This is a genomic window from Sulfurovum sp. NBC37-1 (assembly GCF_000010345.1).
Lineage (GTDB): Bacteria > Campylobacterota > Campylobacteria > Campylobacterales > Sulfurovaceae > Sulfurovum.
In genome coordinates, this window is the sequence record NC_009663.1 from 2,354,543 (window position 1) to 2,367,282 (window position 12,740).

Genomic DNA, 12,740 nt, shown 5'->3' on the forward strand with positions numbered 1-12,740 from the left:
TCACTTTTTCTCCTTGCTGAACCGTTCTTTCATTCGCTGCAGGACCACGAAGAGTACCGGTGTCAATAAAAATGTCAACAGGGTCGACATCAGCATACCGCCAAAGACCGCCGTTCCCAGTGACTGACGCGATGCCGCGCCCGCACCCGAAGCGAAGACCAGCGGCAGTATTCCCAGCAGGAAGGCGAATACGGTCATCAGAATGGCCCGCAGCCTGAGAATGGAAGCCTCAATGGCACTGCTGACGATATCTTTGCCTGCCGCATGCAGCTCTTTGGCAAATTCGACGATGAGAATGGCGTTCTTGCTCGACATTCCGATGAGCAAAACCAATCCGATCTGCGCATAGATATCATTCAGCAGTCCGGCCATCATATTGGCCCCGAGCGCACCGAACATCACTACCGGAATGGGCAGCATGACCATCAGCGGTGTCAGCCAGCTCTCATACTGTGCGGAGAGGAACAGGAAGACCATCAGCAAAGAGAGCATGAAAATATACAGTGCCGCATTCCCCGCCTCCTTCTCCTGCAGCGTGATACCAGAGTACTCATACCCAATACCTGCCGGAAGATACGCTGCTGCAAGCTCTTCAATGGCCGCAATGGCATCGGAAGAGCTGTACCCTTCTCTGACATTGTGCACACCGTTGACACCGATGGACTGGTAGCCGTTGAAGCGGGTAATGACGTTGGGGCCCACCCTGTTTTGGATCTTGACGATGGTGCTCAGCGGTATCATTTCACCTTTGTTGTTCTTGACAAAAAAGGTCGTGATGTCATGGATATTCGTTCTGTAGCGGGGATCGGCCTGCAGAAAGACACGGTAGGTCTTGCCGAATTTGTTGAAATCGTTGACATAGTAGGAGCCCAGGTAGGTCTGCAGTACGGCAAAGACATCGTTAAGTTTGAGCCCGAGTGAGAAGACCTTATCCCGGTCGATGTCCACATAGAGCTGCGGGTAATCGGCATTGAACATCGTATATGCTATTTTGATCCGCTTGTCGGCGTTAAGCCTCTGTATGAAAGCGTGCGCCTCTTTTTCAAACTGTTTCATCGGCATGGCACTGCGGTTCTGCAGCTTGAACTCGAACCCACCGATAGCCGAAATACCGGGGATGGAGGGGGCACCGAAGAAGCGGGTGTTGGCTTCGGATACCTCCTTGTTGACCATTTTGGTCAGTTCGGAAATAAGGTACGGGACAGATGTCTCTTTCGTGGTCCGGTCTTTCCAGTCGTCCAGTATGATGTAGAATGTCGCATTGGAGGAGTCGGATACACCCGTAATGGTATTGTAGCCGTTGATGCTCACCACGTCAGAGACCCCTTTGACCTCTTTGATCATTTTGACCATTTTCTGCGTCGTTGTCTCGAGATTCTTCAGTACCGTACCCGGCTGCATCGCGACCGATGCGATCAGCGTCCCCTGGTCCTCATCGGGTAAAAATCCCGTAGGCAGGACTTTGAACATCGCGTAAGTGGCTCCCACAAGCAGCAGATAGAGCAGAAGTACGACCACCCAGCCGCGTATCAGTACTTTGAGTATTTTTTCATAAACGTTTTTCAGTGACTCAAGGGCATTGTTGAACGCCCGAAAGAAAAAATTCTTCTCCCCTTCATGCGGGCGCAGGATCATTGCGGCAAGCGCGGGTGAAAGTGTCAGCGCCACGACGGCTGAGATAAGCACGGAAAAAGAGATGGTCATCGCGAACTGCTGGTAGAGTGCCCCGGAAATACCCGGAATGAATGTGACGGGCACAAAGACCGCCAGCAGGACAAGCGTAGTCGAGACGATCGGCGCGAAGATCTCTTTCATCGCCGTGACCGTCGCCTCTTTGACAGAGATACCCGGATGCTTCTCCAGGTTGGCCTCTACATTCTCTACCACAAGAATGGCATCATCCACCACGATACCGATGGCGAGGATGAGTCCGAAAAGCGTCAGCGTGTTGATGCTGAAACCGGCGATGAACAGGACGGCAAAGGTACCGATGAGCGAAACAGGGATGGCCACGGCGGGAATGATGGTCGCCCGGAAGGACTGCAGAAAGAGATAGACCACGAGCAGGACCAGCAGCAGCGCTTCAAAAAGCGTCTTGACCACTTCATCGATGGAAACTTCAACGAACTTCGTCGTATCGTATGTGGCGGCGAGCTTTATCTCTTTGGGAAAGCGTTTTTGCAGACTTGCCAGCTTCGCTTTGACACGCTGTGCAACATCAAGGGCATTGGCATCGGGAAGCTGGAAAATACCGAGTTGTGCGCTGGGCTTTCCGTTGAGACGCGCCGAACTGATGTAACTCTCGGAACCAAGCTCCACCCTGGCGATGTCACGCAGGTAGATCTTCGAACCGTCCTCGTTCTCACGTATGATGATCTGTTTGAACTCCTTGGCTGAATTCAGACGCGTCTTCGCCACCAGTGTATACTGGTACTTTGTCTGTGCGGAGAGTGCCGTATCGCCAATGGTCCCCAGAGAGACCTGAAGGTTCTGCTCCTTGATTGCCTGTGTGATCTCTTTGAGCGTCACGCCCAGGGCCGAGAGCTTGTCCGGATTGAGCCAGACACGCATGGCATAGCGGCGTTCCCCAAAATTCACGACATCCGAGACCCCGTCGATACGCTTCAGCTCATCGACGATATTGAGCGAAGCGAAGTTGGAAAGGTAGAGTGCGTCATGCTGCGGGTTCGAGGACTGTACGGAAATGATCTGCAGCATCGAAGAGGAGAGTTTTTTGGTACTGACCCCTTTTTGCGTCACTTCCACAGGCAGTGTCGGCATCGCCAGTGCGACACGGTTCTGCACATCGACGGTCGCCAGGTCCAGGTTTCGGGAAAGATCGAAATAGACCTTGATCTTGGACGTACCGTCCGATGAAGAGGAGGACTCCATATAGATCATCCCCTCCGTACCGTTGAGCTGCTCTTCTATGGGTGCGGTGACGGTCTTTTCGACCACTTCCGCCGAACCACCCGGATAGTTCGCGCTCACCTGTACAGTAGGCGGAACGATCTGAGGGAACTGTGCCACGGGCAGGATGTTCAGAGCAATGAGTCCCACAATGACGATGAAAATGGAGATGACCATCGCCACAACGGGGCGCTTTATGAAGAAAACGGAGAACATTACTTCACGGTCTTTTTGATGGGATTGGGCACTTCTTCGGGTGCCACTTTACTGCCTTCGGTCAATCCGCTGAAGACGCCGACCACGACGCGGTCGCCTTCTTTGAGCGTGTCGCCCACCAGCACGAGTTCGTTGGTCGAGAAGACAGGTTTGATATGTTTGATGCGTATCGTGTCGTTCGCATCCACCAGCTGTACGAAACGTCCCAGCTGGTCCTGGGAGATCTGGTCGGGATGGACGGCAAGTACTTTGTAATTGCCTATAAAGAGGTCTATCTCCACGAAGCTGCCCGGGAATACCAGCCCTTTGCGGTTGTCGACCACGGCGCGCATGGCCACTGTTCCCGTCGAGGCATTGGAGATATTGTCGATGAAGTCTATCTGCCCCTCCAGCTTCTCGGCAACAGCGGCATTGTCTTTCTGGTGCACCAATACTTTCGGTTTTTGTGTCTGTGCATACTTCTTGAGCAATGCCACTTCCTGCGCACTGGGATTGAAGTTGACATAAAGCTTGTCCGACTGGACGATCTTCGTAAGCACATCACCGGCTTTGACGATGTTGCCCGTCAGTATCAGAGGCTTTCCGATCTGCCCGTCGATGCTGGCCCGGATATCACAGTATTCCAGGTTGAGCTCTGCCCTCTCAAGTGCCGCCTTATCTGCCTTTATCGTCGCTTCAAGCTGCTTGAGCGTAGCGGTCAGTTCATCGAGTTTCTCGCGCGGTGCCAGCTGTTCCCTGACCAGCGGAGTATAGCGTTTCACATTGGCTTTGGCCAGTGCATAAGAGGCTTTGTCCTTTTGCAGTACGGCATTTTTCTGGTCCCATACCGCCTGGTATTCACTCTTGTCTATACTGAAAAGAAGGTCATTTTTTTTGACCTGCTGTCCCGGTTTGAAATGATATGCTTTCAGTTCACCCGTAACACGGCTGATGACATCGACCTCATTGATCGCCTGTGTCTTCCCGGTAAAGTGTATCCATATGGGATAATTCTCTTTTTTTAGGGTATGCACCTTGACCGGTGTCGGAGGCAGATCGATTGCCTGTGTCTGCGTAGCGCTCTCTTTGCTGCATCCGCCAAGCAGCAGCACAATGATGCTCCACAGTACTATTGCCCTGTTGCGTGAAGTGAACATGGATTTCCTTAGTCAAGGGGTTGAATGAAGCATATTCTACCATAACAATCTACAAACCGTTCATTGCGCGGGCTTGTCCGTGATCGTGATACTGTTCTTTGTTTTGATACTGCTTTTTCGTTTATCAAATGCCTTGAGCTCTTTTTCGTTCTTCTCTTTAAGCTCTTTACGCAGATGCACATACTCTTTCTCTTTGAGTTCGGCGATCTCTTTTTCAAGCTGGTCAATGTAGGCGTTCAGCTCATCGATCATCTCCTTGTACTTGTCACAGCTCTCGTAATTGTTGTTGATGACTCTGTTGTCAACAAAAGCCGTATCAACATACGGCCTGACTATAGGTCTCTCTATAGGACGTTCAGGCTCGATAGGGTGTACAGGCCGTAACGGGATCAGAGGTCTTTTGTGCGCAGTTACATCTGCATGGGATACGATGGTCATACTCCCCACAAGGAGTAATAAAAATAGAAATGCTTTCATGCATAATGCCTTCTTTTGGATATTGTCAGGATTATTATATCAAATTACAGAAAGAAAATATGAATGGGGAAAATGTATAAGTGATGGTGGAGACTATCGGGATCGAACCGACGACCTCTTCGCTGCCAGCGAAGCGCTCTCCCAGCTGAGCTAAGCCCCCAAAAATAAGGTGAAAAGGATTTTAGCATAAGATGGATAAAATATTACCCATCTTATTCATTTTTATGAACGTTCCGTGATTTCAAGCAGGTGATAGCCGAACTGTGTCTTGACCGGACCGTGTACGATACCAACCTCATCGTTGAATACCACTTTGTCGAACTCGGGCACCATCTGTCCCTGTGAAAAAGTTCCCAATTCGCCGCCTCTTGCGCCTGAAGGGCAGGTCGAATACTCTTTCGCTGCTGCTTCGAATGTGGTCTCACCCGAATTGATCTTCTCTTTGAGTTCTTTGCATAACGCTTCATCATTCACCAGAATATGTCTTGCACTTGCTGTTGCCATTGTGTCTCCTTTTGAATATAGTTAAGTTGAAATAGTATGACAATAATGCTTTGAATCAAAGCATTATTTGAGAAATCACTTTAATTGCCTTCAAAAGCGACCAGTTCACCACGTTTGAGCCTCGGGATAATATCGGTCTTTATTTTCCGTATCAGAAAACTCTTTTTCTCGAACGGGATGGTCTGGTCAGCCACGATATGTTTGAGTTTCATATCGTAGTGCTTGATCAGGAAGTTTCTCAGTACGCCCTGCAGTTCCGCTTCATCCATCACTTGGAAGGTATCGTCTACCGCAAGTCCCATCAGATGCGGATATTCTTTCTCTCCGCTGATCAGCGCCGAGAACATGGCGGCATATCCACCAAACATATTGACATCGATGACATCGAGTACCGAATCGATCAGTTCGGGTTTTTCCAGCAGTGTTTTCAGTATGCTCAACTGTGCTACGTCATCTCTTTTTTGGGAAAAACTCTCTTTGGCCCTGCCCGGCTGCGTCTGTTTCCCGAACAGTGCGGGAGACACTCCCAGCAGTGTCGCAGCCATAGGAATATAGGCATCCTTGATGATCTGGCTCAGACCGTCGAGGAACTGTTTGGCAGCTCCGAATGCCGCCTCTTTGGCACGCGGATCATGTAGATCATAGGCATAGATCGTTTTTTCGAGCACAAAGGGGATGAGCGGTTTGGCTTCACGCAAGAGTTTGGCGACCGCTTCACTCTGTCCTTTCGCAATGAGGTCAGCAGGATCCTGTCCGTCAGGGAAAAGGACCACTCCGCCGTCAAAACCCGAAACACTCAGCATTTGTGCCGCTTTCAGTGCCGCAGCCACACCGGCCTTGTCTCCATCATAAGCAAGAATAACTTTGGGATCACCTTTTCTGAGCAGAGGCAGGTGCTCCGCCGTCAGTGCCGTACCCAATGTAGCCACTGCTTCGGTAAAACCTGCCTGATGGAACATTACGACATCGAGGTAGCCTTCACAGACGATTAGCTTTTTATTTTTATAAATGCTCTCTTTTGCCAGGTCATACCCGTAGAGCAGGCGGGACTTGTTAAAAAGTTTGGTCTGCGGCGAATTGATATACTTTGCCGGATGGTTAGTGATCGTACGTCCTCCAAAACCGACGGCCCCGCCGCTGGTAGAGTATATGGGAAAAGTAATACGTTCCACCAGACGGGCATAGTACCTTCCCCCCTCCCCCTGCGCAAGAATGCCCGCTTCCACCGCTTGGGGAAGAGGCAGTAATGCAGAATTGAGGAAATTGATCACGGAATTACCGTCGGGGACATACCCGATACCGAAACGCTGAATGGAACTCTGGGCGATCCCTCTGTCCAGAAGATACTGTTTGGCCGTAGGATTGTTCTCCAGGTTTTTGACATACCAGGTCTGTATGGTCTCGAGTACACGTTTGGCATCGGAATAGTCCGAAGACCCTTTGGTGTAGTTGAGTGAAAAGTTGTACATCGATGCCAGTTTTTCGATCGCTTCAGGGTAAGAGAGTTTCTCCAGTTCCATCACGAACTTGATACTGTCTCCCCCAACGCCGCAACCAAAACAGTGGTAGATCTGCTTGCTGGGGCTCACGACAAAAGAGGGGGTCTTCTCTCCGTGAAAAGGACAGTTGGCCTTGTAGTTCGCACCGGCTTTTTTCAGCTCTATAAAGTTTCCTATTACATCAACGATATCGATACTGTTCTTGAGGGATTCGATGGAGGCATTATCGATCATAATGTATCCATTCTTGCCAAGGGCGAAGCTTCAGTGAGAGGAATGGGTACGAGGCTCTGCCTTGTACGCAGGAGAAAAAAAGGTAAGCGTTATCTATCATAATGGTATTATATCTAATTTGATATAATCCAAGGATTGAATAACACAAAGGCCTCTTTTGGAAACGATATTACCGGCATACAACGATCCGCTGTTCAGTATCCTGCTGATCATCGTCATTGCACTGATCATCTCCGTTGTCACCTATGCCTGGGGCCTCTACAAACAGCAGAAAGAAGAAGGGAACCTGCTGAAGTTCCTTGACAAGTTCGATAGTTCGGAGTGTTCTCTCGACACGGACGATATGCCATTTGAAGAGCATATGTTCAAACCGCTCACGCTGCTTGCCAAAGCCTTCGAGAATTCGGGGGAATACCATAAGGCGATCAACATCTATCTCTATATCATCAAACATATCGACGATGACCTTGCAAAAATGGAACTGATGGAGAGACTGGGGAATACTTATCTGCATGCCGGTTTTCTTGAACGAGCACGGTCGATCTATACGGAGATACTCAGGAAGCGCCCACGTAATATCAAAGTGCTTTATGAGCTCGGGGTCGTCTATGAAATGATGCACCAATACGACAAGGCGCAGGAGATCATCGAACCGCTCAATACCCTGGGTGAGGACACCCATACCCTCAGCAAATTCCTTGAACTCTCCGCCCTGACATCGAACAAACTGCTCGATACGGATGAGAAGATTGCCGCACTGAAAAAAATACTTGAAGAGGAACCGAAACTCTATCGGCAGATCGTCGATACCCTGCTCAAACTCGATACCACGGAAGCCTGGAAGATCATCGATCCGGCACGCATCGGGGAGATGATCGACATCCTCTGGTTCTTACCGAATTCACAAGTCGATTTGGATATAATCACATCCGATGAGAGGCTCAGTACCCTCTACTACGCCAAAGGGTACCTGCAGAAGCCATCGCTCCATAGCGGTATCTTCGCGGTGGATATGCTGGCGACGGCCAGAGAGAATGGATTTGAGGATGGGGACCTTCTCTTCTCCTACCTCTGCAAAAAATGTAAACAGAGCTATCCGGTATCCTTCAAACGGTGTCCGAACTGTATGGCGATAAACTCTGTGGAAGTGGAAGAAAAGATTGCAAAAGCAAGCCCGAAAACAGATTACTCTCTACTCTGACGGATCGAGCCTCGGAAATCCGGGGCCGGGAGGATACGGCGGCATACTGGAGTATAAAGGCTCACGCAAAGAGTACTTTGGCGGAGAAGAAGAAACAACGAACAACCGTATGGAACTCCGAGGGGTCATCGAGGGGCTGAAACTGCTCAAAGAACCCTGCGACGTGGAAGTCGTCTCAGACAGCTCTTACGTAGTCAAAGCGATCAACGAATGGCTGGAGAGCTGGATCAGAAGGGACTTCAAGAAGGTCAAGAACGTCGATCTGTGGAAAGCCTACATTGAAGCCGCCGCACCGCATCATGTGCACGGCACCTGGGTACGCGGGCATGACGGACACCCTGAGAATGAACGCTGCGACGAACTGGCACGCAATGAGGCAGAACGCATCAAGGCTTCCCTGTAGCGTGGGCATCTCTTCTGTCCACGTTACGAAATTCAAAAAAAGGAAAAAAGATGAACGATTACAGTCAACTTGAAAAACGACTGAACTATACATTCAAGGACAAGCAATTGATTATTGAGGCTTTGACACACAAGAGTTACAAAAAGCCTTACAATAATGAGCGGCTTGAATTTCTGGGAGATGCCGTCCTTGACCTCATTGTAGGCGAGTATCTTTTCAAGAAATTCCCCAAGTCCGACGAAGGGATCCTCTCCAAGATACGGGCCTCACTTGTCAATGAGAGTGGGTTTACACTTTTGGCGAGGAAGATAGATCTCGGCTCCTACATCTACCTCTCCCTTGCCGAAGAGAACAACAACGGAAGAGACAAGCCCTCCCTCCTTTCAAACGCCTTTGAAGCGATCATAGGGGCGGTTTACCTTGAAGCGGGTCTTGATACCGCCAAGGAGATCTCCATCAAACTGCTTGAAGAGTGTCACCCCAAGATCGACCTTCAGAGCCTGTCAAAAGATTACAAGACCGCTTTACAGGAGTTGACACAGGCGACACACGCAGTCACGCCGGGCTACGAGATGCTCGGATCTTCCGGCCCCGACCACAAGAAAGAATTTGAGATCGCAGTCACGCTTGACAACAAGACCATTGCCACCGCCAAAGGGAAAAGCAAAAAAGACGCGCAGCAGAAAGCAGCGAAGATCGCATTGGAGGCACTCAAAAAATGAATACTTTTGGAAAAAAACTGACACTCACTACTTTTGGTGAATCCCATGGAAAAGCGATCGGCTGTATACTTGACGGTGTTCCCGCTGGCCTTAGGATCGATGAAGCTTTTATCCAGTCTGAACTTGACAGGCGAAAACCCGGGAAAAGCAAACTGGAGACCGGACGCAAAGAAGACGACAAGGTCGAAATACTCTCGGGGGTCTTCGAAGGCCTGAGTACCGGTACCCCCATCGCGATGATCATCTTCAACACCAACCAGAAATCCAAAGACTATGACAACGTCAAGGACCTTTTCCGTCCCGGGCATGCAGACTTCACCTATTTTCATAAGTACGGTATCAGGGACTACCGCGGCGGCGGGAGAAGTTCCGCCAGAGAGACCGCTGCGCGTGTGGCGGGAGGTGCCGTTGCCAAACTGATGCTAAAAGAGCTTGGAGTGGAGATACAGAGCGGGTTGTGTGAAGTGGACGGTATCAAAGGGAATGTACAGGATTTCGAGTATGCCAAAAGTTCCAAACTCTATGCACTCGACCCCGCTGTCGAAGCGGCACAGGAGGAGGCGATACTGACCGCCAAAGAGAACCATGATTCCGTGGGAGGAGTGGTTCTGACTACGGCAACCGGTGTACCCGTCGGGCTTGGCGAACCGCTCTACTACAAGCTCGACGCGGTTCTGGCTGACGCAATGATGGGCATCAATGCCGCAAAAGCCGTTGAGATCGGTGACGGGGTTGCCAGCACCCATTTTAAGGGGTCACAGAACAATGACGAGATCACGCTTCAGGGATTCAAAAGCAACCATTCCGGCGGAACGCTGGGCGGTATCAGCAACGGTGACACGCTCATCGTCAAGACCCACTTCAAGCCGACACCTTCCATCTTCCGCGAACAGCAGACCATCACCACGCACGATGAAGAGGTGGTATGCAACCTCAAAGGAAGACATGACCCCTGCGTCGCCATACGCGGCGCGGTGGTCTGTGAAGCGATGATGGCGCTCACGCTTGCCGATATGGCCCTGCTCAACATGGGCAAAAAGATGGATCACCTCAAATGTATCTATGGTTAAGGGAAACAGCATGAAAAAACTCGGTTTTGGGCTCATCGGACTTGTTCTGATCGCAGCGGTCTATTATTTTACGAACGGATCTGCACAGGTCATCAGGCAGGCAAAGCAGCAGCTCAACAACGAATTGAGCACCCTGCAGCAGAGCGGTTTCTCTGTCAAAGAGAGAAAAAGTGAAAAGAAAAAAGATCATTTCATCATCTCTTTCGATAACCCAGAAAAGATCGTACAGTACCTGAATACACAGGGTGCAGAGATGGCCCTTGAAGATGCCAAAGCACTCAAAGGCCTTCAGGTCGGTGTGGATGCCAAATACCTGCCCGATAGTTACAGCGCAGTCTCTCTTGATCTTTATCCTGTTGCGCTACCGAATGATATGATGAAAGAGCTGGAAGAGGAAGACAAAAAGCTGGTCAATCATCTCAGAGATATGCTTGCCCAAAAGGCATTGCTGCTTCATGTTGATTTCAACAAAATGCTTTCAGGTTTCAAAGGCTATATCAAAGATATCAATGAAACCATTGAAGAGGATGGTGAAAAAGCAACTATTGCAGCCAAAGGGATGACTTTTGAAGGAGAGACCAAAGAGGAGAAGATCAGTCAGTTTTCCCAGAAGATCGCGTTGCTCTCTCTTGATGCCGGCAAAGCGCTTCAGGTCAAAGTCTCTGACATCGACGGTGGCTATATCCGCACAGGTACCACACCCTACGATATCACTTCACGCTACCGCACCGGGTCCATTGCCGTTCATATGGAACCGCAACTTTCACTACAGATCAAAAATATTGAGAATGAAACAAAAAACAGCGTCAACCAGGGCCTGCTCAAAAGCATTGTAACCACCAAAGCTGAAACGGTGGAGATCAATCAGGCACAAAAAAAATATACGATCGAGAAGAGCCTGTTTGACTTTACCGCTGAGAACCTCGATGTTGCTGCGCTTGAAGCATTACAGAAGACGGACCCTGGAGATGAAGCACGTATCAATCAACTCACCCAGCAGCTGCTTTCAAAAGGCATTGTCCTGACATTGAATAAATTTTCTGCCAAAAAGATCACAGAGAATGGAAAAAATCTGAACGGCTTCGATATGAACGGTACAGTCAGCATTGCCAAATCTTTCGATATGAATGCCGTATCCCAGAATCCTCTTCTTGCACTCGATGCGATCGATATCAGGACGCATATTTCCGTCTCTGACGAACTCTATGCCCACATTTTCCAGGACCCAAGAGCGATGATCATGATGATGATGGTTCCGCCTGCGACAAAAGAGGGAAAGAAAATATACGATATCGTTTTTGTGAAAGGAAAAATAACTGTGAACGGAATTTCTTTCTAAAAGAGCGTAGGTTCGTCCAGGCCTTTCACCCGGAAGCTCCTGCGGTGTATTTCACACCTGTCATACTTCATCAAAGCCTCGATATGCGCTTTGGTACCATACCCTTTATGCTTTTCAAAGCCGTACTCTGGATAAATCTCGGCCATTTTTATCATCTCCCTGTCACGGGTTACTTTGGCCAAGATACTTGCCGCTGAGACTTCAGGGACCTTGTCGTCTGCCTTGACCATTGTACTGACATTATCTACACCAAAAGTGCTGTTCCCGTCAAAGAGATATTTACATCCGTCAAGTGCATTTTGTATAGACTGTAAACCTTTCTGTAAACATTTTGAGATACCAAGATCATCCACTTCTTTTGCCGAAAAAGAGACAATATGATACTCGGCATTTTCAAGCACGATCGTGTAGAGAGCTTCCCGTCTTTTCTCTGTCAACTTCTTGGAGTCCATCAGACCATCTATCGGCTTTTTCAGGACAACACCCGCCATGACCAGCGCCCCAGCCAAAGGCCCACGCCCTGCTTCATCAATGCCACAGAGGGGTTTTGTTTCATTTTGCATTTTATCTCCAAATTTGTGTTTATTTGTTGTTTATATTATTGGTGTTGTAAGGGTACAACACCCTACAGTATTTCACCCTATTAAATTCAACTTACATTCCAACCGTAGGGTGTTGTTCCATGACAACACCAATTATCCGAACATTCAAAAACATTTCATATTTTGTGACAACCCAAGGTTTTTGGTGTTGTGAGGGCACAACACCCTACGAATGTCTCCATACATTTTATATATCTTCATTATTCATGATTTCCGTAGGGTGTTGTCCCCCGACAACACCTTTTTAATTTGAACCTCATACCAAGCCTAATTCTATTGCTATATCTCATTTCATTTTCCAAAATCATATTGATATTTCATTCACATTTTTGGTGTTGTGAGGGCACAACACCCTACGAATGTCTCCATGCATTTTATATATCTTCATTATTCATGATTTCCGTAGGGTGTTGTCCCACGACAACAC

Annotated in this window: 11 protein-coding genes and 1 tRNA gene; 5 read left to right on the forward strand and 7 right to left on the reverse strand. The window is 49.0% G+C overall.

Features of this window, described 5'->3' with window-relative positions; all coding sequences use genetic code 11:
• The 6 genes from SUN_RS11685 to dnaG form a co-directional block, all read right to left on the reverse strand.
• A complete protein-coding gene (locus tag SUN_RS11685; protein ID WP_012084030.1) occupies positions 1–3,126 on the reverse strand; it encodes an efflux RND transporter permease subunit in 3,126 nt (1,041 codons plus the stop codon).
• The gene (locus tag SUN_RS11690; protein WP_012084031.1) at positions 3,126–4,262 is read right to left on the reverse strand and encodes an efflux RND transporter periplasmic adaptor subunit; all 1,137 of its coding nucleotides are present in this window, start codon (positions 4,260–4,262) and stop codon (positions 3,126–3,128) included. The genes SUN_RS11685 and SUN_RS11690 overlap by 1 nt, the downstream gene beginning before the upstream one ends.
• A 60-nt stretch (positions 4,263–4,322) precedes the next feature.
• Positions 4,323–4,739 carry a hypothetical protein gene (locus tag SUN_RS11695; protein WP_012084032.1) on the reverse strand — a complete coding sequence of 139 codons (417 nt, stop codon included), beginning with the start codon at positions 4,737–4,739 and terminating at the stop codon, positions 4,323–4,325.
• Positions 4,740–4,823: 84 nt separating this feature from the next.
• Positions 4,824–4,899: transfer RNA gene (locus tag SUN_RS11700), tRNA-Ala, on the reverse strand.
• A 62-nt stretch (positions 4,900–4,961) separates the two neighbouring features.
• Positions 4,962–5,243, reverse strand: coding sequence for a peptidylprolyl isomerase (locus SUN_RS11705; RefSeq protein WP_012084033.1), 282 nt, complete (start codon positions 5,241–5,243; stop codon positions 4,962–4,964).
• An 80-nt stretch (positions 5,244–5,323) separates the two neighbouring features.
• Entirely contained in the window at positions 5,324–6,976 is a 1,653-nt protein-coding gene (gene dnaG, locus SUN_RS11710; RefSeq protein ID WP_012084034.1) for a DNA primase, read from the reverse strand.
• A gap of 157 nt (positions 6,977–7,133) precedes the next feature.
• Here dnaG and SUN_RS11715 point away from each other — a divergent pair, with 157 nt between their 5' ends.
• The 5 genes from SUN_RS11715 to SUN_RS11735 are packed head-to-tail and all read left to right on the forward strand — an operon-like array spanning position 7,134 to position 11,711.
• A complete protein-coding gene (locus tag SUN_RS11715; RefSeq protein ID WP_012084035.1) occupies positions 7,134–8,177 on the forward strand; it encodes a tetratricopeptide repeat protein in 1,044 nt (347 codons plus the stop codon).
• Positions 8,137–8,580 (forward strand): ribonuclease HI, encoded by a 444-nt coding sequence (gene rnhA / locus SUN_RS11720; protein WP_012084036.1) that lies wholly within the window; start codon positions 8,137–8,139, stop codon positions 8,578–8,580. The genes SUN_RS11715 and rnhA overlap by 41 nt, the downstream gene beginning before the upstream one ends.
• Positions 8,581–8,630: 50 nt before the next feature.
• Complete coding sequence (gene rnc / locus SUN_RS11725) at positions 8,631–9,302, forward strand: ribonuclease III (RefSeq protein ID WP_012084037.1); 672 nt, start codon at positions 8,631–8,633, stop codon at positions 9,300–9,302.
• Positions 9,299–10,372 carry a chorismate synthase gene (gene aroC, locus SUN_RS11730; RefSeq protein WP_012084038.1) on the forward strand — a complete coding sequence of 358 codons (1,074 nt, stop codon included), beginning with the start codon at positions 9,299–9,301 and terminating at the stop codon, positions 10,370–10,372. Before rnc ends, aroC begins: the two co-directional genes overlap by 4 nt.
• A gap of 10 nt (positions 10,373–10,382) precedes the next feature.
• A complete protein-coding gene (locus SUN_RS11735) occupies positions 10,383–11,711 on the forward strand; it encodes a hypothetical protein (RefSeq protein ID WP_012084039.1) in 1,329 nt (442 codons plus the stop codon).
• Here SUN_RS11735 and SUN_RS11740 read toward each other — a convergent pair.
• Positions 11,708–12,274: a ribonuclease HII gene (locus SUN_RS11740; protein WP_012084040.1), complete on the reverse strand. Its 567-nt coding sequence runs from the start codon at positions 12,272–12,274 to the stop codon at positions 11,708–11,710. The two genes, SUN_RS11735 and SUN_RS11740, sit on opposite strands and share 4 nt — an antisense overlap.
• Positions 12,275–12,740: the final 466 nt, after the last annotated feature.

Excerpts from the sequence above, each read along its gene's own strand:
- SUN_RS11685 (WP_012084030.1), bottom strand. The coding sequence starts at position 3,126 with ATGTTCTCCGTTTTCTTCATAAAGCGCCCCGTTGTGGCGATGGTCATC.
- SUN_RS11690 (WP_012084031.1), bottom strand. The coding sequence starts at position 4,262 with ATGTTCACTTCACGCAACAGGGCAATAGTACTGTGGAGCATCATTGTG.
- SUN_RS11695 (WP_012084032.1), bottom strand. The coding sequence starts at position 4,739 with ATGAAAGCATTTCTATTTTTATTACTCCTTGTGGGGAGTATGACCATC.
- SUN_RS11705 (WP_012084033.1), bottom strand. The coding sequence starts at position 5,243 with ATGGCAACAGCAAGTGCAAGACATATTCTGGTGAATGATGAAGCGTTA.
- dnaG (WP_012084034.1), bottom strand. The coding sequence starts at position 6,976 with ATGATCGATAATGCCTCCATCGAATCCCTCAAGAACAGTATCGATATC.
- rnc (WP_012084037.1), top strand. The coding sequence starts at position 8,631 with ATGAACGATTACAGTCAACTTGAAAAACGACTGAACTATACATTCAAG.
- aroC (WP_012084038.1), top strand. The coding sequence starts at position 9,299 with ATGAATACTTTTGGAAAAAAACTGACACTCACTACTTTTGGTGAATCC.
- SUN_RS11735 (WP_012084039.1), top strand. The coding sequence starts at position 10,383 with ATGAAAAAACTCGGTTTTGGGCTCATCGGACTTGTTCTGATCGCAGCG.
- SUN_RS11740 (WP_012084040.1), bottom strand. The coding sequence starts at position 12,274 with ATGCAAAATGAAACAAAACCCCTCTGTGGCATTGATGAAGCAGGGCGT.